General features: G+C 73.0%; 18 protein-coding genes and 1 tRNA gene. 14 read left to right on the top strand and 5 right to left on the bottom strand.

The genetic code is table 11. From position 1 onward, the window contains the following. Nucleotides 1-130: 130 nt before the first annotated feature. Complete coding sequence (locus P3T35_RS22890) at nucleotides 131-706, top strand: DJ-1/PfpI family protein (protein ID WP_101381661.1); 576 nt, start codon at nucleotides 131-133, stop codon at nucleotides 704-706. On the opposite strand, the gene P3T35_RS22885 is transcribed toward P3T35_RS22890, so the two are convergent. After that, complete coding sequence (locus tag P3T35_RS22885; RefSeq protein ID WP_101381660.1) at nucleotides 700-1,107, bottom strand: VOC family protein; 408 nt, start codon at nucleotides 1,105-1,107, stop codon at nucleotides 700-702. The two genes, P3T35_RS22890 and P3T35_RS22885, sit on opposite strands and share 7 nt — an antisense overlap. Before the next feature lie 63 nt (nucleotides 1,108-1,170). On the opposite strand from P3T35_RS22885, the gene P3T35_RS22880 reads away from it, so the two are divergent. The 7 genes from P3T35_RS22880 to P3T35_RS22850 all read left to right on the top strand — a co-directional run bounded on the left by P3T35_RS22880 (nucleotide 1,171) and on the right by P3T35_RS22850 (nucleotide 7,106). Beyond that, nucleotides 1,171-1,638, top strand: coding sequence for a MarR family winged helix-turn-helix transcriptional regulator (locus tag P3T35_RS22880; RefSeq protein WP_101385179.1), 468 nt, complete (start codon nucleotides 1,171-1,173; stop codon nucleotides 1,636-1,638). A 27-nt stretch (nucleotides 1,639-1,665) separates the two neighbouring features. After that, a tRNA-Lys gene (locus P3T35_RS22875) sits at nucleotides 1,666-1,739 on the top strand. Nucleotides 1,740-1,822: 83 nt separating this feature from the next. Then, nucleotides 1,823-2,980, top strand: coding sequence for a histidine kinase (locus P3T35_RS22870; protein ID WP_280707490.1), 1,158 nt, complete (start codon nucleotides 1,823-1,825; stop codon nucleotides 2,978-2,980). 174 nt (nucleotides 2,981-3,154) lie between these two features. After that, a complete protein-coding gene (locus tag P3T35_RS22865; RefSeq protein WP_180356545.1) occupies nucleotides 3,155-5,467 on the top strand; it encodes a transglycosylase domain-containing protein in 2,313 nt (770 codons plus the stop codon). A gap of 76 nt (nucleotides 5,468-5,543) precedes the next feature. Beyond that, nucleotides 5,544-6,521 (top strand): EamA family transporter, encoded by a 978-nt coding sequence (locus P3T35_RS22860; RefSeq protein ID WP_101381658.1) that lies wholly within the window; start codon nucleotides 5,544-5,546, stop codon nucleotides 6,519-6,521. Nucleotides 6,522-6,623: 102 nt separating this feature from the next. Then, nucleotides 6,624-6,800, top strand: coding sequence for a hypothetical protein (locus tag P3T35_RS22855; protein WP_180356544.1), 177 nt, complete (start codon nucleotides 6,624-6,626; stop codon nucleotides 6,798-6,800). A gap of 9 nt (nucleotides 6,801-6,809) precedes the next feature. Next, nucleotides 6,810-7,106, top strand: a complete 297-nt coding sequence (locus tag P3T35_RS22850) for a hypothetical protein (RefSeq protein ID WP_101381657.1) — start codon at nucleotides 6,810-6,812, stop codon at nucleotides 7,104-7,106. Between the two features lie 30 nt (nucleotides 7,107-7,136). On the opposite strand, the gene P3T35_RS22845 is transcribed toward P3T35_RS22850, so the two are convergent. Further along, nucleotides 7,137-7,478, bottom strand: coding sequence for a chorismate mutase (locus P3T35_RS22845; RefSeq protein WP_101381656.1), 342 nt, complete (start codon nucleotides 7,476-7,478; stop codon nucleotides 7,137-7,139). Between the two features lie 214 nt (nucleotides 7,479-7,692). Here P3T35_RS22845 and P3T35_RS22840 point away from each other — a divergent pair, with 214 nt between their 5' ends. The 3 genes from P3T35_RS22840 (at nucleotide 7,693) to P3T35_RS22830 (ending at nucleotide 11,133) form a co-directional block, all read left to right on the top strand. Further along, nucleotides 7,693-8,460, top strand: coding sequence for a VOC family protein (locus P3T35_RS22840; protein WP_101381655.1), 768 nt, complete (start codon nucleotides 7,693-7,695; stop codon nucleotides 8,458-8,460). Between the two features lie 75 nt (nucleotides 8,461-8,535). Beyond that, nucleotides 8,536-8,961 carry an OsmC family protein gene (locus P3T35_RS22835; RefSeq protein WP_101381654.1) on the top strand — a complete coding sequence of 142 codons (426 nt, stop codon included), beginning with the start codon at nucleotides 8,536-8,538 and terminating at the stop codon, nucleotides 8,959-8,961. A 210-nt stretch (nucleotides 8,962-9,171) separates the two neighbouring features. Next, the gene (locus P3T35_RS22830; RefSeq protein ID WP_348533431.1) at nucleotides 9,172-11,133 is read left to right on the top strand and encodes an EAL domain-containing protein; all 1,962 of its coding nucleotides are present in this window, start codon (nucleotides 9,172-9,174) and stop codon (nucleotides 11,131-11,133) included. A gap of 3 nt (nucleotides 11,134-11,136) precedes the next feature. Here P3T35_RS22830 and P3T35_RS22825 read toward each other — a convergent pair whose 3' ends face one another. After that, nucleotides 11,137-12,207 carry an LLM class flavin-dependent oxidoreductase gene (locus P3T35_RS22825; protein WP_101381653.1) on the bottom strand — a complete coding sequence of 357 codons (1,071 nt, stop codon included), beginning with the start codon at nucleotides 12,205-12,207 and terminating at the stop codon, nucleotides 11,137-11,139. A gap of 96 nt (nucleotides 12,208-12,303) precedes the next feature. Between P3T35_RS22825 and P3T35_RS22820 the strand changes: the two genes are divergently transcribed. The 3 genes from P3T35_RS22820 to P3T35_RS22810 all read left to right on the top strand — a co-directional run bounded on the left by P3T35_RS22820 (nucleotide 12,304) and on the right by P3T35_RS22810 (nucleotide 15,990). Next, on the top strand, nucleotides 12,304-13,584 hold the full coding sequence (locus tag P3T35_RS22820) for a multidrug effflux MFS transporter (RefSeq protein WP_101381652.1): 1,281 nt from the start codon (nucleotides 12,304-12,306) through the stop codon (nucleotides 13,582-13,584). Between the two features lie 297 nt (nucleotides 13,585-13,881). Beyond that, nucleotides 13,882-14,499: a VTT domain-containing protein gene (locus P3T35_RS22815; protein ID WP_101381651.1), complete on the top strand. Its 618-nt coding sequence runs from the start codon at nucleotides 13,882-13,884 to the stop codon at nucleotides 14,497-14,499. A gap of 219 nt (nucleotides 14,500-14,718) precedes the next feature. Next, nucleotides 14,719-15,990, top strand: coding sequence for a hypothetical protein (locus tag P3T35_RS22810; RefSeq protein WP_101381650.1), 1,272 nt, complete (start codon nucleotides 14,719-14,721; stop codon nucleotides 15,988-15,990). A gap of 57 nt (nucleotides 15,991-16,047) precedes the next feature. Here the strand turns inward: P3T35_RS22810 and P3T35_RS22805 are convergent, their stop codons facing one another. After that, nucleotides 16,048-16,938, bottom strand: coding sequence for an alpha/beta hydrolase (locus tag P3T35_RS22805; RefSeq protein ID WP_101381649.1), 891 nt, complete (start codon nucleotides 16,936-16,938; stop codon nucleotides 16,048-16,050). A 136-nt stretch (nucleotides 16,939-17,074) separates the two neighbouring features. Continuing rightward, entirely contained in the window at nucleotides 17,075-17,761 is a 687-nt protein-coding gene (locus P3T35_RS22800) for a uracil-DNA glycosylase (protein WP_101385176.1), read from the bottom strand. Nucleotides 17,762-17,813 lie beyond the last annotated feature (52 nt).

The raw sequence follows: 17,813 nt of genomic DNA, 5'->3' as shown, positions 1-17,813 counted from the left end.
GCGAGGGGCCCTTCGGCGTTTCGGCTCGACCGGGCTGGGCATGCAGCAGCATGCGCGTGACGTGATCACGCGCTCACAGTCCGTTGGGCATCGGTCCGCTGCGGACCGCTTTCGAGAATCGAGGCCGGCCATGGCCGTGAAGGTGCTGCTCGTCACCGGGGACGCGGCGGAGTCCCTGGAGGTGCTCTACCCCTACCAGCGGCTGCTCGAGGAGGGCTACCAGGTCGACATCGCCGCGCCGAGCCGCAAGAAGCTGCAGTTCGTGGTGCACGACTTCGTGGAGGGCTTCGACACCTACACCGAGAAGCCCGGCTACACCTGGCCCGCCGACCTGGCCTTCGCGGAGGTCGACCCGACCGAGTACGCGGCGCTGGTGATCCCCGGCGGGCGGGCGCCCGAGTACCTGCGCAACGACCCCGAGGTGCGGCGGATCACCAAGCACTTCTTCGAGGCCGACAAGCCGGTCGCGCAGATCTGCCACGGCCCGCAGATCACCGCCGCCGCCGAGGTGCTGGCCGGCCGCACCACGGCCGCCTACCCGGCACTGGAGCCGGATGTGCGGGCCGCGGGCGCGACCTACCGGGACGGCGCGGCGGTGGTCGACGGCATGCTGGTCTCGGCCCGGGCCTGGCCGGACCACCCGGCCTGGCTGGGCGCCTTCATCGAGATCCTGCGGACCAAGGCGCCGGCCAACCGCGGTCAGTAGGACTGCAGCTCGATCAGCGTGCCCTCCGGGTCGCGCAGGTGCGCGGTGCGCAGGCCGGGCCCCCACTCGGGGCGGTCGGTGGGCCCGGCCACCGGCGTGCCGCCGTGCGCCAGGCAGTGCGCCAGCGCCGCGGCCACGTCGGCGACCCGGTGCACCAGCATCACCGCGTCCTGGGCCGGCGCCGCACTGGCCGGCAGCGCCGCGGTGCCGACCACCTGGGCCATCGCGGCGCGGTCGAAGAGCACCAGGACGGCCTGGTCGTCGACGTCCCAGTTGGCGTACGGGCCGCCGGCGTCGCCCTTCTGCCGCACCGCGCCGCACAGCACGGGCAGTACGGCGTCGTAGAAGCGGAAGCACTCGGCGAACCGGGTGACCAGCAGTCGTGGGTACAGCGCGTCCATGGTTCCCTCCCTGGAGTATTAGTGGGTCGCCACCCACTATTGGTCTCACCCTACAATCCCGTCATGGAAACCGTGCCGCCGAGCCTGCTCGACCTGACCAGCTTCCTGCTCGCCCGGACCGGCCGGACCGCCCGGGCCCGGCTCGCCGCCCGGCTCGCCGAGCGGGAGCAGCGTCTGTGGCACCTGGCGGTGCTGGCCGCGCTCGCCGACTTCGGCCCCCAGGTGCAGCGCGAGCTGGCGACCCGGCTGGCCATCGACCCCAGCGACCTGGTCAAGGTGCTGGACGACCTGACCCGGGCCGGCCAGGTCGACCGGACCCGCTCCAGCACCGACCGCCGCCGGATCCAGGTGAGCCTCACCCCGACCGGCCGTACCGCGCTGGCCGAGCTGCTCCGGCGGGCCCGCGCCGTGCAGGACGAGGTGCTCGCCCCGCTCGACCCCGACGAGCGGGCGCTGCTGCACCGGCTGCTGCTCCGGCTGCACCAGGCCCCGCCGGTCTCCGGCGGCTCGATTTCAGAACCCAGCCGCTGATCAGGTAATGTTCACTGCGTTGAACGGGCGCCGCTAGCTCAGTTGGTTAGAGCAGCTGACTCTTAATCAGCGGGTCCGGGGTTCGAGTCCCTGGCGGCGCACCCAAACAGAAAAGGCGCTCCTTCACCTGAAGGAGCGCCTTTTCGGCGTCGAAGCGCGCTTTCCGCGCTGATCGGAGACACCTGTGAGCCTCGTGGACACTCTCCGGCGGTGGTCCGTCCCGGCCTGGGCGGTCGATCTCGCACTCGTGGTCCCGGCCCTGGCCGACGCCCTGCTGAACTTCCCGCCGCCCCGCGACTGGCACTTCTGGGTCTCGGCGGCCGCCGCCGTGGTACTGGTGGCCCGCCGCCGCTGGCCGCGCACCGTGCTGCTGCTCACCCTGCCCGGCCTGTTCGCGGGCAGCGCCCTGGTCGCCCCGATGATCGCCGCCTACACGGTGGCCCGCAGCGAGCGGCCCGCCTGGCAGAAGCAGCTGGCGCTGGTGCTGGTGGCGGTCGGCAGCTTCCTGCCCTGGCCGATCACCTCACTGCCGCGGGAGACCCTCAGCGACATCACCCAGCACCTGATCTACGCCGTGATGCTCGCCGCCGGCCCGGTGGTCCTGGGCCTGCTGGTCCGCACCCGCGAGGACCTCTCGGCGCGGGTCGCCGAGCTCGCCGAGCTGCGCGACGTCGAGCGGATGCTCTACGCCAAGACCGTGGTCGCCGAGGAGCGGGCCCGGATCGCCCGCGAGATGCACGACGTGGTCTCGCACCAGGCGGGCCTGATCGCGGTCCAGGCCGGCGCGCTGCAGGTGACCACCAAGGACCCGCAGACCAGGGAGACCGCCGCCACCCTGCGCGGGCTCGCGGTGGCCACCCTGGAGGAGCTGCGCTCGATGATCCTGGTGCTGCGCGCGGCCGGAGCCGGCCCGACCGAGCTGGTCCCGCAGCCCCGGCTGGCCGATCTGCCCCGGCTGGTCGGCGCCGCCGAGGTGGCCGCCACGCTGCGGATCGAGGGCCACGACCCGGCCGCCCGCCCGCTGCCCGAGCCGGTGGAGCGGGCCGCCTACCGCACCGTCCAGGAGGCGCTGACCAACGTCCGCAAGCACGCGCCCGACGCGGCGACCGAGGTGCTGGTCCAGGTCGGGGCGGACTGCCTGCGGGTCAGCGTGTGCAACGCCGCGCCCCGGGTCGGTGCGGCGGCGGGCGGGCTGCCGGGCGGGCACCACGGCCTGATCGGACTGCGCGAGCGGGCCGGGCTGCTGGGCGGGCGGATCACGGCGCAGGCCACCGCCGTCGGCGGCTTCGAGGTGGCGCTCTGGCTGCCGCTGCCCCGCCAGGCGGACCCTCAGACGGCCTGACCCCAGGCCCATATCGGACAGATCGCATGTGATCGGCCAAGATCACACCAGAAAGGGACAAAGGTCCCTACCGGCCGCGGAGACCGCCCGGCAGGCTGACACGGTTCACCTGTCCCAGCGATCGACCGACCGCGTGCGCCGACCGGCATGGGGCTCGCAGAAAGGCCTGGTCCCGTGCCGCGACCGACCTCCGCCCCGGTGTCCCGGCTGCGCCGGCTGCTGCGCTCCGGGCGTCCGCGCCGCGCCGGCTGGCGCCGCCTGATACCCACCTGGCGGTTCGCGCTCTTCTCGACGCTCACCGTGCTGCTGGGCTGCGCCGGCTTCCTGGCGCTGGGCCTCCTGCTGGTCAAGGTGCCGGACGCGCACGCCGCCGCCACCGCCCAGCGCAACACCTGGCTCTACCGGGACGGCACGGTGCTCGCCCAGACCGGCGAGACCAACCGGCAGAGCGTGGCCCTGGACCAGGTCTCCCCCGAGGCGCGGCACGCCGTGCTGGCCGCCGAGGACCGGTCGTTCTACCGGGAGGGCGCGGTCAACCCGTCGGCGCTGCTGCGGGCCGGCTGGAACACCCTCACGGGCCAGGGCACCCAGGGCGGTTCGACGATCACCCAGCAGTACGTCAAGAACGCCTACCTGACCCACCAGCAGACCGTCAGCCGCAAGGTCCGCGAGCTGTTCATCTCGATCAAGGTGGACGCCACCCTCGACAAGGACGAGATCCTGTCGGACTACCTCAACACCACCTACTACGGGCGCGGCGCCTACGGCATGCAGGCCGCCGCCCAGGCCTACTTCGGGGTGGACGCGAACAAGCTGGACGCCGCCCAGGGCGCCTACCTGGCCGCCCTGCTGAACGCCCCCTCCGCCTACGACGTCGCCACCGCCACCGACGCCGGCAAGAAGGCCGCCACCGCCCGCTGGAACTACGTGCTGGACGGCCTGGTGCAGGAGAAGTGGCTCTCGGCCGCCGACCGGGCCGCGCTGACCTTCCCCCAGGTCCGCCCGCCGCAGCCGGCCCTCGGGCTGAGCGGCCAGGCCGGCTACCTGGTGGACGCCGCCAAGGGCTACCTGATCTCCAACCACCTGGTGGACGAGGCGGCCCTCGCCAAGGGCGGCTACCAGATCACCCTGAGCATCGACCCCAACCGGCAGACCGACCTGCAGAACGCGGTGCAGCGCCAGCTCACCAGCCAGCTGAACCCGGGCAAGCGCCCCGGTGACGCCGACATCCAGGCCGGCGCCGTCTCGGTCGACCCCGCGACCGGCGCGGTGCTGGCGATGTACGGCGGCGCCGACTACACCTCGCACTTCGTCAACAACGCCACCCGGCGCGACTACCAGGCCGGTTCGACCTTCAAGCCGATCGCGCTGGCCTCCGCCTTCGAGACCGGCGCCAAGACCCAGGACGGCCGCAGCATCACCCCGGACACCGTCTACGACGGCGCCAACCGCCGCCCGGTGCGCGGCGGTTCGGCCAAGCCGCCGTACGCGCCGCCGAACGAGGGCGAGCAGCAGTACGGGCAGATCACGCTGCGCCAGGCCACCGACTGGTCGGTCAACTCCGCCTTCGCCCAACTCGCCCAGGACACCGGCCTGCAGCAGGTGAAGCAGACCGCGATCGCCCTCGGACTGCCCGCCGACACCAAGGAGTTGGACGCCGTGCCGTCCATCCCGCTGGGCGTCTCGATGCCGAGCGTGCTGGACATGGCCGGCGTCTACGCCACCCTGGACGACGGCGGGCAGCACACCACCCCCTGGCTGGTGCAGTCGCTGCGGCTGGACGGCACCGACATCGCGCTGCCGCCGCACCAGAGCGGCCGCGCGGTCAGCCGGCAGACCGCCCGCCAGGTGACCGACATGCTGCAGGGCGTGGTGTCCGACCAGGGCGGCACCGGCTGGCGCGCGGCCTCGCTGGGCCGCCCGGCCGCTGGCAAGACCGGCACCACCGACGGCAACCGCTCGGCCTGGTTCGCCGGCTACACCCCCGAACTGGTCAACGTGGTGGCGATGTTCGGCGAGCAGCACGACACCGGCAGGCAGGTCACCCTGACCGGCACGGCCGGCGGCGGGCAGGTGTTCGGCGGCAGCTTCCCGGCGCAGATCTGGAGCGACTACATGGAGGCCGCGCTCAAGGGGCAGCCGGTCCGCGACTTCGCCGCGCCCACCGCCGTGACGTCCACCGGCCCGGTCGGCGGCACCAGCCCGGCGACCACCGCGCCGTCGAGCCCGGCGGCGCCCTCGACGGCCCCGAGCACCCCCGCGACCACGCCGCCGCCGACCACCGCCCCGGCCACCGCCCCGGCCACCGGCGGGCCCGTCGCACCCGTCCCGCCCGGCACGCCCAGCGCCCCGGCGGTCCCGCCGGCGCCCCGGCCGAGCACCCCGCCGGCATCCCCGTCACCCTCGCCGAGCACCGCGCGCCCGACGACTCCCACGCCCACCGCCAACCCGTCGGCCAGCGACCGCACCCTGGTACCCACAGGCTGATCCCAGCTCCTGCCCAGGCTGTCCGCCTGTTGACCAGGACCTGTCGTAGACGCCCCTGACCTGGAAGAATGCCCGGATGCGCTCCTCCCGACGGGCCGTCGGCCTCACCCTCGCCCTGATATCCGCGTTCTCCTTCGGCAGCTCCGGCGCGGCCGCCAAACCGCTGATCGAGACCGGCCTGTCGCCGCTGCACGTGGTCTGGCTGCGCTGCACCGGCGCCGCCGTGCTGCTGCTGCCGCTGGCCTGGCGGCACCGGGCGATCGTGCGGGAGCGGCCCGGGCTGCTGATCGGCTTCGGGCTGCTCGGGGTGGCCGGGGTGCAGGCCTGGTACTTCGCGGCGATCTCCCGGATCCCGGTCGGGGTGGCGCTGATGCTGGAGTACTTCGGGCCGCCGCTGCTGCTCTGCTACGTCCGGTTCGTGCAGCGCAAGCCGGTCACGCTGCGGGCGGCGATGGGTGCCGTGGTGGCGGTCGGCGGTCTGGTCTGCGTGGTCCAGGCCTGGCAGGGACTGCGGTTCGACGCGCTCGGCGTGCTCTTCGGGCTGTGCGCGGCCTGCTGCCAGGTGGGCTACTTCGTACTGGCCGACGCGAGCAGCCGCGGCGACAAGCCCGCCGACCCCATGGGTGTCTCGGCCTACGGCCTGCTGGTCGGCGCGCTGGCCCTCACCGTGATCGCCCGCCCGTGGAACGCCCACTGGTCGAAGCTGGGCGGCCACGCCGTACTGGCCGGGCACCAGGTGCCGGCGCTGCTGCCCGCGGCCTGGATGGTGCTGGTCGCCACCGTGATCGCCTATCTGACCGGCGTGGTCTCGGTCGGCCACCTCTCCCCGCCGGTGGCCGGCGTAGTCGCCAACATCGAGGCGGTGGTGGCCACCGTGCTCGCCTGGTTCGTGCTCGGCGAGCACCTGGCGGCGCCCCAGCTCTTCGGGGGCGCACTGGTGCTGCTGGGCGCACTGGTCGCCCAGACCAGCCGCCCGAGCGAGCCCGCGGCCACCGAACCCGCGCCGGCGCCGACCGAGCCGTCAACCACCGAAAGCTGCCCCGCCCAGCCCTGACGCTGCGTCAGATCGACCGCCTCCCACCTGCGTGAACCCGCGCACGCCGGGGTACCTCCCCGGTGGACGCGACGCACGGCGCAGCTCGAACGGGGGCCGACCATGACCGCAACGGCCTTGTCACATCAGCCGATTACCTGCTACGCCTGCGGCGGCTCCGGCGTCACCGAGCAGACCAGGCACAGTGTGATCACCAACCCCGACGGCACCCAGGAGGCCGTCACCGAGACCTACACTGGCCCGTGCAGCACATGCCACGGCTCGGGCCGGATCCAGTAGGAGGCCAGCATGCGTTCCGTCTTCCAGTGCGCTGTGTGCGGGGTGCACTACCTGCCGCCCGAGGGCCTGCGCTGGTCGGACGGGAGCGCGGCCAGCCCGCTCTGGTGCGACGTGCACCATGTGGCGGCCCAGCGGCACGGCATCACCGCCCCCGAGGCCGCGACGGCGGCCGCGCTGCTGGCCGCCCGGTTGCGCGACGCGGCCCCGCCGCGCGAGGGGTCGGCGCAGCGGGACGTGCGACCGTCGCGCCCGGCCCGGACCCGCCGCGCCCCGGCCCCCCGCGGCCGCCGCAGCAAGCTGAGCTAGGGCCGCCCGTGCGGCCCGGCCGACGGGCCGTCAGGCCTCGCCGCCCTCCGCGTCCCGGGCGATCGCCTCATGGTGGCGGATGACTTCAGCGATGATGAAGTTGAGGAACTTCTCCGCGAAGACCGGGTCCAGATGGGCCCCGGCCGCGAGCTCGCGCAGCCGACCGATCTGGTCGCGCTCCCGGGCCGGATCGGCGGCCGGGAGCCGGTGCTCGGCCTTGAGCCGGCCGACCCGCTGGGTGGCCTTGAACCGCTCGGCGAGCATGTGCACCACGGCGGCGTCGATGTTGTCGATGCTCTGCCGCAGTCCGGCCAGCTCGGCGCGGACGGCCGGGTCGACCTCGTCCAGGGAGGCGGTGGGCTGCTCGGTCATGGGTCTGCTCCGGGTGCCGGGGCCAGGGGACTGCCCGGCCGAACCGCACGGGCCGGGCAAATCTAACAGCCCACGGGATCCGAGCCGAGTCGTTTTGGGTGAATCGTCCGACATACGGACAGCTCACCATCCGGAGGCATCCGGTTGCCGAACGTGAGGCCCAGTCGGATCATGACCGCACTGGCACCCCCGCTCCCGAAAGGCTCCCGCCCCGATGCCCGTGCGCGACTCCTACCCCGACGGCGCCCCTTGCTGGGCCGACCTGACCTGCGCCGACCCGCTCGCCGCCCAGGACTTCTACGGTCCGATCCTGGGCTGGGAATTCGAGGAACTCGGCCCCGCCCACCGCGGCTACACGATGTGCCTGAGCGAGGGCCGGCCGGCCGCCGGGCTGCTGCCTCCGCCGGCCGGGGCCGAGCAGCTGCCGCCGGCCTGGAACGTCTATCTGGCGGCGGCCGACCTGGACGCCGCCTACCGGCGGGTGGCCGAGGCGGGCGGCGAGGGCGTGCTCGCCCCGCGCCAGGTGCCGGGCGCGGGGCGGCTGGCCTACGCCTTCGACCCGGTCGGTGCCGCCTTCGGCCTCTGGCAGCCGGGCGGGCACAGCGGCGCGGCGGTCTACGGCGAGCCGGGCGCGATGTGCTGGCACGAACTGACCTGCCCGCGGGCCGAGCCGGCGGACGCCTTCTACGCGGCGCTCTTCCCGTACCAGCAGAAGCAGATCGGCGACGGGCGCGACTTCGACTACACGGCCTGGAGCGTGCCCGGCTCGAACGGCCTGCCGGTCTGCGGCCGCTACCGCGCCCCGGTGCCGCGGCCGTTCTGGGCCGTCCACTTCGCGGTGGTCGACGCCGACCACGCGGCCGAGCAGGTGGCGGGGCTGGGCGGCCGGGTGCTGCGCGAGCCGTTCGACTCGCCGTACGGGCGGCTGGTGCCGTGCGGCGATCCGAGCGGCGCCCAGCTGACTCTCTGCCAGCTTCCCTGAGGTCGGCCAGCCTCAGCGCTTAGGCTGGGCGCGGCGTGACCGGAACTGACACAACGACAGCAGGAGGTACCGATCGTGGCAACCACTCGCACCGCGCACACCGTCTGGCAGGGCGATCTCCTCAAGGGCTCGGGCATCGTGAGCTTCGACTCCTCCGGCATCGGCGACCAGCCGGTCACCTGGGCCTCCCGGGCGGAGCAGGCGAACGGCCGGACCAGCCCGGAGGAGCTGATCGGCGCCGCCCACTCGTCCTGCTTCTCGATGGCGCTGTCGCACGCCCTGGCCGGCGCGGGCACCCCGCCCGCGCGGCTGGAGACCAAGGCCGAGGTGACCTTCCAGCCGGGCGAGGGCATCACCGGCATCCACCTGAGCGTGCGCGGCGAGGTGCCCGGCCTCGACGAGCAGGGCTTCGTCGCCGCCGCCGAGGACGCCAAGAAGAACTGCCCGGTGAGCCAGGCGCTGACCGGCACCACCATCACGCTCTCCGCCGAACTGGCCTGACATACCAGCAGATCAGCTGCCTGATCGGACGGCTGATCACACGCGCACGCCCCCGGCGCGCACCCCCGCCCGGCCGCCGGGGGTGCGCCGCCCGAGCCGGAGCCGCCCCCGAATTCCAACGATTCACCCTGACGGCAGTGGCCTCCGCTTCGCCAAGCGGCCTATGATCGGCGCAAGTAGAGTGAGCGTCAGCAGCGGACGGGAGCAGCCGTGCGAGGCCGGAACGAGGGGGCCGACGCACACCGCCAGAGCGTGCGGCACGACACGTTGTGCCAGCCCACCGAGGCAGGAGCAACCGGTACCGTCCCCATCCATCTGTCATCACCAGCCGGGCACTGCCCCAACTGCGCTGCCGTGCTGCCCGGCGCCCCCGCCCCGGAGTCCGAGCTGCTGGCCGCGCTGCGGGCCAGCGAGCTGCGGTTCCGCGCCGCCTTCGCGGACGCCGGCATCGGCATGCTGCTGATCGACACCGACGGCCTGGTGCTGGAGGCCAACCCGGCGCTGGCCGAGATGCTCGGGCACGAGGTCGCCGCGCTGGTTCAGATGCACATCAACGACATCATCACCCCCGAGGAGGGCGCCCGCCGGCTCTACCGGGAGCTGGTGATCGGGGTGCGGGACCGGCTCCGCCTGGAGCGCCGGCTCAACCACCGCGAGGGGCGCGAGGTGTGGAGCAGCGTCACCATCTCGCTGATCCGCGACTCGACCGGCACCCCGCTCTACACCCTGGCCATGTTCGAGGACGTCACCGAGCGCCGCCGGCTCGGCGACCGGCTCGCCTACCAGGCGCTGCACGATCCGCTCACCAGGCTCCCCAACCGGACCTTCTTCTTCGACAAGCTGAACGACGCCTGCGCCCCGCGCCCGAACGCCGAGGGCGCCACCAACGGCCGCCGGGTCGGCATCTGCTACGTCGACCTGGACGGCTTCGCCGCCATCAACGACACCCTCGGCCACCACATCGGCGACCAGCTGCTGAGCGCGGTGGCGGCCCGGCTGGAGCGCGGGTTCGCCAGCGGCGACCGCCAGTTGGTGGCCCGGCTCGGCGGCGACGAGTTCGCCGTGCTGGTCATCGACAGCGAGGGCAGCGAGCAGCTGACCGCCCTGGCCGGGCAGTTGCTCGCGGTGCTGGAGCGGCCGTTCGAGGTGTCCGGGCACCGGCTGTCGGTCACCGCCAGCGTCGGCGTGGTGGAGCGGCCGATCGCCACCACCTCCCCGACCGAGCTGGTCAAGGACGCGGACGCCACCCTCTACTGGTCCAAGGCCGACGGCCGGGCCCGCTGGACGCTCTACGACCGGGACCGCGGCGCCCACCAGCTGACCCGCCGCCTGCTCACCACGGCGCTGCGCCCGGCCCTGGAGCGCGGCGAGTTCACCGTCGAGTACCAGCCGCTGGTGGGCCTCGCGGACGGCGCGGTGCACGGGGCCGAGGCGCTGGTGCGCTGGCGGCATCCGCGGTTCGGCACCCTCTCCCCCGACCGGTTCATCCCGCTGGCCGAGGAGTCCGGTGCGATCGTGCCGCTGGGCAGATGGGTGCTGGAGGAGTCCTGCCGGCAGGCCCGCGGCTGGCTGGCCGAGTTCCCGGACACCGAGGCCTTCGTCAGCGTCAACCTGGCCGCCCGCCAGGTCTGGGACTCCGATGTGGTGACCGATGTCGCCCGGGTGCTCGACCAGACCGGCCTACCGGCCCGGCTGCTCCAGCTGGAGCTCACCGAGAGCGCCGTGCTCGGGCCGAGCGGCCGGCCGCTGCAGGCGCTGCAGGCGCTGGCCGACATGGGCGTGCGGATCGCCATCGACGACTTCGGCACCGGCTACTCCAACCTGGCCTACCTGTCCCGGCTGCCGGTGCACGCGCTGAAGCTGGACGGCAGCTTCATCGAGGGGTTCCGCGATCCGGCCCCGGTCGGCCGCCCCGAGCCGCGCTCGCGGCGCAGCGAGGCGGACGAGCAGATCGTGGGCGCCATGGTGCGCCTCGCCCACGATCTGGGGCTCACCGTGACCGCCGAGGGGATCGAGAGCGCGGCGCAGGCCGAGCGGCTGCGGCTGACCGGCTGCGACACCGCCCAGGGCTGGTTCTTCGCCCGCCCCGGCGACCCGTCCCTGGTCTCCGCGATACTGCGGGAGGGACGGGTGCGCAGCTCCGGGCCGGAGTGGTCGCCCGCGGTGTCCTGACGGTCAGTCGGTCAAACCGTAGGCCTGGGCGATGAGTTCGTAGGAGCGCAGCCGGTCCTCGTGGCCGTGGAAGTGCGAGGTGACCATCAACTCGTCGGCGCCGGTGCGCTTGCGCAGCTCCTCCAGGCCGTCGGCGACCCGGCCGGGCTCGCCCATCACCACATTGGCCATCCAGGACTCCACGAAGTCCTCCTCGGCCGGGCTGTACGGGTAGTCGGCCGCCTCCTGCGGGGTGGGGATCGCCGTGGGCATGCCCCGGCGCAGCCGCAGCATGCCGAGCGCGGCGGAGCGGGCGAGGTGGCGGGCCGCCTCCAGGCCGCCGTCGGGCACCGCGACGGCGCTCACGCCGATCAGCGCGTACGGCTCGTCCAGCACCGCGGAGGGGCGGAAGCTGGACCGGTAGAGCTCCAGCGCGGGCACGGTGTTGGCGGCGCTGAAGTGGTGGGCGAAGGCGAACGGCAGGCCGAGCCGACCGGCCAGCTGGGCGCTGAAGCCGGAGGAGCCGAGCAGCCAGATCGGCGGGCGCTGCGGGCCGCTCGGCACCGCGCTGAGCTTGGCGTACGGGTGGGCGTCGGGGAAGTCGCCGTCCAGGAAGTGTGTCAACTCGGAGAGCTGGCGCGGGAATTCGTCGCCGTCTTCCAGGCTTCCGCGGCGCAGGGCGCGTGCCGTGGCCGGGTCGGTGCCGGGCGCCCGGCCCAGGCCCAGGTCGATCCGGCCCGGGTGCAGCGCCTCCAGCAGGCCGAACTGCTCGGCGATGGTCAGCGGCGCGTGGTTGGGCAGCATCACGCCGCCGGAGCCGAGCCGCAGGGTGCTGGTGTGCGCGCCGAGGTGGGCGAGCAGCACGGCGGGCGTGGAGCTGGCCACCCCGGGCATGCCGTGGTGCTCGGCCACCCAGAAGCGGTGGTAGCCCAGCCGCTCGGCGGTGCGGGCCAGCTCGGTGGTGGTCTCCAGGGCCTGGGCGGCGCTGTAGCCGGCGCCGACGGTGGCGAGGTCGAGGATGGAGAGCGGGGCCGGGGCACTGCCGCGCACCACGCCGCGGATGTCGCTCCTCGGCTGCCTGTCCTCACCGGTCATCGGTCCACCTCTTCCTCGCCTGCGCTCGACTCTCGTGGCAGCACAACAGCGCTGCGGCCGCGACTGTTCCCACTCGAACACAAGTACCGTGGTGCGATGCCCGACACATTCCCGACCGCGCCGCCCTCGTCCCCCGCCCTCGATGCCGCGCCCGCCGGGAGACCCACCGCACCCGGGGTCGGCCTGCTGCTGACCCTGGTGCTGGGCTCGCTGAGCGCGCTGGCGCCGCTCTCGATGGACATGTACCTCCCGGCGCTGCCCCGGGTCACCACCGGCCTGCACACCCAGGACGCCCTGGTGCAGCTGACCCTGACGTCCTGCCTGGTCGGCCTGGCACTGGGCCAGTTGGTGACCGGGCCGTTGAGCGACGCGCTGGGGCGGCGCCGGCCGCTGCTGCTGGGCATGACGCTCTACACGATCGCCACCGCGTGCTGTGCGCTGGCCCCGGATGTGCGGGTGCTGATCGCCTGCCGGTTGCTGCAGGGGCTCTCCGGGGCCGCCGGCATCGTGATCTCGCGGGCCGTGGTGCGGGATCTGTTCGACGGGCTGGCGGCCGCCCGGTTCGCCTCCACACTGATGCTGGTCTCCGGCGCGGCTCCGCTGCTGGCGCCGATCCTGGGCGGGCAGCTGCTGCAAGTCACCTCCTGGCGCGGGGTGTTCGCGGTGCTGGCGGTGCTCGGCGGCGTGATCCTCATCACGACCGCGCTGCGGGTGCCGGAGACGCTGCCCGCCGAACGGCGGCGGTCCGGCGGGCTGCCGGACACGCTGCGGACCATGCGGCAGTTGCTGGCGGACCGGCTGTTCAGCGCCTATCTGCTCACCGTGGCCTTCGGGTTCGGGGCGCTGTTCGCGTTCATCGGCGGCTCGCCGTACGTGGTCCAGGAGGTGTTCCACGGCTCGGCGCAGCAGTACAGCCTGATCTTCGCGCTGGTCGAGCTGGGCCTGGTGGGCATGGCGCAGCTGACCGGGCGGGTGCTGCTGGGGCGCTTCTCCTCGCACCGGATCCAGTTGGCCGGTGTGGCGTCGCTCACCCTCGCCGGGCTGCTGCTGGTGCTGATGTCGACCGTCTGGCACAGCGGTCTGGCCGCGCTCACCGCGGGGCTCTTCCTGATGGCGGCAGGGCTGGGCACGGCCTCGCCGCCGTCCTCGGCACTGGCCCTGCAGCGGGCGCCGCACGCCGCCGGCACCGCGTCGGCGCTGCTGGGCACCATGCAGTTCCTCACCGGCGCGGTGGCTCCGGCCCTGGTCGGCCTGGGCGGTCAGGGCAGCGCCCTGCCGATGGCGGTGGTGGTGCTGGGCTACGCGGCCGCCGCGCTGCTCGCCTTCCTGGTGCTGGCCCGCCCGTGGCAGCCGGTGCCGGATCCGCTGCGCGGCTGACGGAACGTCCGACGGGACGGCAGCTGACGTTCTGTCGGCCGCCGTTCCCGTCCGCCCCGGCGAGCCGCGCGGCTTGCCGGGGCGGACCGGGCGCCGGTTCCCGCCAGGCCGGTCGCGGCAGAGACCCAGGTCGGCTCCGGCACTGTGCCACCTCCGCGGCGGCCCCTCGTGACCTTCCGCCGCCGAATGTCAAGAGTGCATTCAGGGGGTGCTGAGAAGATCTTCATCCTGAGCCGCTAGCGTTGGAGGGCGGTGCCACCTGTGCTCTCCGGGCGGTCCGGAGAGGGAGGTGGACTCATGGGAAGTCCGACGCTGATGACGTCGAGCTGGTTCTGCGTGGTGGCGGTGCTGGCCGTCCTCGGTGATGCCTTCCTCCCGTTCCTGCCCAGCGGCACCCTGGTGATCCTGGCGGTCCTGAAGACCTCGCACAGCACCCAGGCGCCTTTCCTGCTGGCCGCCGCGGTCGCCGTCGCCTCGTTCCTCGGGGACGTGCTGCTGCTGGCGGCGGCCCGGCGCGGCGGGCGCCTGTTGCGCCGCCGACTGAGCCGCAGCCCGCAACTGGCCGCCAATGTGAAACGGGTGCAGCGCTCCCTGGAGAACCGGACCAGCCGCGCGGCCGCCGCCGTGGTGATCGTGGCCCGGTTCGTGCCGGGCGGGCGGACCGTGCTCGATCTGGCGATCGGCCATTCCGCCAACCGCTCGCGGACCTTCCTGCACTGGTGTGCCGTGTCCGCGCTGGTCTGGGCTGGCTACATAGTGACGCTGGGCTGGCTGGACAGCCACTGGTTCAACACCACCTGGCTGAGCCTGGCGGTCTCCTGCGCCGCCGCCACCGCGATCAGCGCCGCGGTGGCCCGACTGGTGCGCCGCAGTCGGCAGTTGGCGCTCGTGGCCCAACTCGACGAAGCGGCCTGACTCTCAGGTTTGTCCCAGGATCGCAACAGAGCCGCTCTCCCCGGAGCCGGAAGTCGGCTGGTCACCGTCTCGCTGAGGAGTGTCAGGAGTACGGACGCCCTTGGATCCTGGGCGTTTTCCATGACATCCTGATTGAAATTTGATGATCATATGCCGTAAATTGCCCGGCTGCTCCCTGCCACTCGCGGGACCGCCGGGCGCTACTTGGCAGGGGAGACCATGAGCAGCATCTCGCGCAGGTCCGTGCTGAGCGCCAGCGCGGCCACCGCGGCCCTTGGCGCACTGTCCGCGTGCGGCACCAGCAAGGAGCCGGGCCAGGACAGCGTGCAGCCGGCGGGCGGTTCCACCGCGACGGCCGCGGGAAGCGCGGCGCCCAACCCCACCCCCTCCGGCAAGACCACCCTGATCGGCGACGGCTCCACCTCGGACACCGGCCCGCAGCCCAACCAGCCCACACCCGAGAAGCTGGCACCCGGCCAGCGCCCGCCGCAGTTCGTGGTCTTCTCCTGGGACGGCGCCGGCGCCACCGAGGACGGCCAGTTCGAACGGTTCCTCAAGCTCGCCAAGGACCACAAGGCCACCTTCACCTTCTTCCTCTCCGGCCTCTACTGCCTGCCGGCGAGCAAGAAGGACCTCTACCACGGGCCGCACCACTCGGTGGGCGCCTCCGACATCCCCTTCCTGTCGGACAACGCCGTCAAGAACACCATCAAGATGATCAGCCAGGCCTGGCTGGACGGCCATGAGATCGGCACCCACTTCAACGGCCACTTCTGCGCCACCCGTCCCGACCACAACGGCGTCAACAAGTGGTCGGCGCAGGACTGGGAGAGCGAGATCCAGCAGGCCGTCGACTTCGTCACCAAGTGGAAGACCAACACCGGCTTCACCGACGTGCCGCCGTTCCCGTTCGACTACACCAAGGAGCTGATCGGCGCCCGCACCCCGTGCCTGGACGGCCAGAAGGGGCTACTGCCCACCGCCGCCAAGCTCGGCTGGAAGTACGACGCCAGCTCGCCGGGTGAGAAGCAGGTGTGGCCGCAGAAGGTGCAGAACGGCCAGATATGGAACTTCCCGCTGCAGTCCATACCGTACCCGGGGGTGACCTGGGAGGTGCTCTCGATGGACTACAACATCATGGCCAACCAGTCCAACAGCAACCCGAAGGGCGACCCCAGCCACTTCGACACCTGGCGGGACGCCGCCCACCAGAGCTACCTGGCCGGCTTCAACCGCGCCTACAACGGCAACCGGGCGCCGTTCTTCGTCGGAAACCACTTCGAGCAGTGGAACGGCGGCATCTACATGGACGCCGTCGAGGCCGTGCTCAAGGACATCGCCGACAAGCCGGAGGTCCGGCTGGTCTCGTTCCGCCAGCTGGTCGCGTGGCTGGAGGTGCAGGACGAGTCCACGCTGCGCAAGCTGCGCACCCTGGGCATCGGCCAGGCGCCCAAGGACGGGTGGGAGACCTTCCTCGGCACGGCCGGCTGAAACGTTCCGCTCGCAGTACGGAGGGGCCGGCGAGCACCGCCGGCCCCTCCGCCGCGCTCAGCCCCCGGCAGTGGCCAGCATCCGCTCGGCCACCACGGCCGCACCCGCCGCACCCATCACGATCGAGTAGTGGTTGCTGTCCGCGACCTGATCGATCACCAACTCAAGCCCGGCGCCGGCCAGTCGCTCGGCGTCGTAGAGCCCCTGCGGCTGGTCCTGCAGCCCCCGCTCCGCCCAGAGCAGCTCGGCCCGGCCACCGAGCCGCCGGATCGCCGCGGCCGCCTCGGGATCCAGCAGCACCTGCGCGCCGTCCGTCTCGATCGCCTCCGGCACGCAGGCGGTCCGCAACTCGGGCTCGGCGCCCACGAGATCACGCGCCAGGAAGAGCTCGCGGCCGGTCCCGTCCAGACTCGGCCAGACCGGGTGCCGCGCCCAGTAGGCCCGGTAGTCCGCCAGATCCGCGAAGGTCATCGCCAGCCGGTCCAGCGCGGGGCCGAGCACCGCGGCCAGCACGTCCTCCTCGGCCACGCCGGGCGGCAGCGGGAAGCTCACCGCGCCGTCCACCAGCAGCACCCGGGTGAACAGCTCCGGCTCGGCCGCCGCCGCCAGCGCGGAGATCCAGGCGCCCATCGAGTGGCCCGTCAACTGGACCGGCTTATCGGCGAGTTGACGGACGAGCAGAGCAAGATCGGCGGCATGTCGAGCCAGCCCGTACGGCCCGGGCAGCGCCGCGCTGCCGGCCCGGCCGCGCAGGTCCGGCGCCAACAGGGTGGCCCGGCCCGCCAGTTGCCGGGCCACCACCGCCCAGGACTGCGCATTGCCCATGATGCCGTGCACCGCCAGCACGGTCGGCGCGCCCGGCACCGCGGCGGGCCAGCGCAGCACCGCCAGCGAGCCGCCGGGCACCGGAACGGCCAACTCCTCGGCCAGGGGGGACTCGACGGACATGGGATCAGCACCCTTCTCGCGACGCCGGGATCCCGAGCACCCTAGGACAGCCCGGCCGCCCCGCCTATGGCGATCGCCGCCCCAAGCCGGGCGGGCCGACTGTGGCGCGGCACCACACCACGCGGCCGATCCGCCGTCAGCTCGCCAGGTTCGGCAGCCGCCAGTCGATCGCCTCGTCGCCGAAGCCCTCCAGCGCCGCGTTGATCTGCGAGAACGGCTTGCTGCCCAGGAAGAGCTTGGCCGACAGCGGCGACGGGTGGGCGCCCTGCACCACCGCGTGCCGGTCGGTGTCGATCAGCGGCAGCTTCTTCTTGGCGTAGTTGCCCCAGAGCACGAAGACGCACGGCTCCTCGCGGGCGCTGACCGCCTTGATCACCGCGTCGGTGAACTTCTCCCAGCCCTTGCCCTTGTGCGAGTTGGCCTGGTGCGCGCGCACCGTCAGCACCGCGTTGAGCAGCAGCACGCCCTGCTCGGCCCACGGCATCAGGTAGCCGTTGTCCGGCACCGGCACGCCCAGGTCGGTGCCGAGCTCCTTGAAGATGTTCCGCAGCGACGGCGGGGTCTTGGTGCCCGGCAGCACCGAGAAGCTCATGCCGTGCGCCTGGCCGTCGTCGTGGTACGGGTCCTGGCCGAGCACCAGCACCTTGACGTCCTGGTAGGCGGTGGCGGCCAGCGCCGAGAAGACCTGCCCGCGCGGCGGGAAGACCTGGTGCTCGGCGCGCTCGGCCGCCACGAACTCGGCCAACTCGGCGAAGTAGGGCTGCTCGGTCTCGCCGGCCAGCACCTCCCGCCAGGACTCCGGCAGCTCGAACTCGTTCTCCAGCACGCCTGCTGCCACCTCAGCGACCTCGGTCACCGCGTCACCCTTCCTCGGA

The sequence above is a fragment of the Kitasatospora sp. GP30 genome (assembly GCF_029892145.1).
GTDB lineage: Bacteria > Actinomycetota > Actinomycetes > Streptomycetales > Streptomycetaceae > Kitasatospora > Kitasatospora acidiphila.
This window is presented reverse-complemented; position numbering and strand designations above follow the sequence as displayed.

What these genes read in the sequence shown, in the direction of transcription:
- P3T35_RS22890 (WP_101381661.1), top strand. Translation starts at nt 131, where the DNA reads ATGGCCGTGAAGGTGCTGCTCGTCACCGGGGACGCGGCGGAGTCCCTG.
- P3T35_RS22885 (WP_101381660.1), bottom strand. Translation starts at nt 1,107, where the DNA reads ATGGACGCGCTGTACCCACGACTGCTGGTCACCCGGTTCGCCGAGTGC.
- P3T35_RS22880 (WP_101385179.1), top strand. Translation starts at nt 1,171, where the DNA reads ATGGAAACCGTGCCGCCGAGCCTGCTCGACCTGACCAGCTTCCTGCTC.
- P3T35_RS22860 (WP_101381658.1), top strand. Translation starts at nt 5,544, where the DNA reads ATGCGCTCCTCCCGACGGGCCGTCGGCCTCACCCTCGCCCTGATATCC.
- P3T35_RS22855 (WP_180356544.1), top strand. Translation starts at nt 6,624, where the DNA reads ATGACCGCAACGGCCTTGTCACATCAGCCGATTACCTGCTACGCCTGC.
- P3T35_RS22850 (WP_101381657.1), top strand. Translation starts at nt 6,810, where the DNA reads ATGCGTTCCGTCTTCCAGTGCGCTGTGTGCGGGGTGCACTACCTGCCG.
- P3T35_RS22845 (WP_101381656.1), bottom strand. Translation starts at nt 7,478, where the DNA reads ATGACCGAGCAGCCCACCGCCTCCCTGGACGAGGTCGACCCGGCCGTC.
- P3T35_RS22840 (WP_101381655.1), top strand. Translation starts at nt 7,693, where the DNA reads ATGCCCGTGCGCGACTCCTACCCCGACGGCGCCCCTTGCTGGGCCGAC.
- P3T35_RS22825 (WP_101381653.1), bottom strand. Translation starts at nt 12,207, where the DNA reads ATGACCGGTGAGGACAGGCAGCCGAGGAGCGACATCCGCGGCGTGGTG.
- P3T35_RS22820 (WP_101381652.1), top strand. Translation starts at nt 12,304, where the DNA reads ATGCCCGACACATTCCCGACCGCGCCGCCCTCGTCCCCCGCCCTCGAT.
- P3T35_RS22815 (WP_101381651.1), top strand. Translation starts at nt 13,882, where the DNA reads ATGGGAAGTCCGACGCTGATGACGTCGAGCTGGTTCTGCGTGGTGGCG.
- P3T35_RS22810 (WP_101381650.1), top strand. Translation starts at nt 14,719, where the DNA reads ATGAGCAGCATCTCGCGCAGGTCCGTGCTGAGCGCCAGCGCGGCCACC.
- P3T35_RS22805 (WP_101381649.1), bottom strand. Translation starts at nt 16,938, where the DNA reads ATGTCCGTCGAGTCCCCCCTGGCCGAGGAGTTGGCCGTTCCGGTGCCC.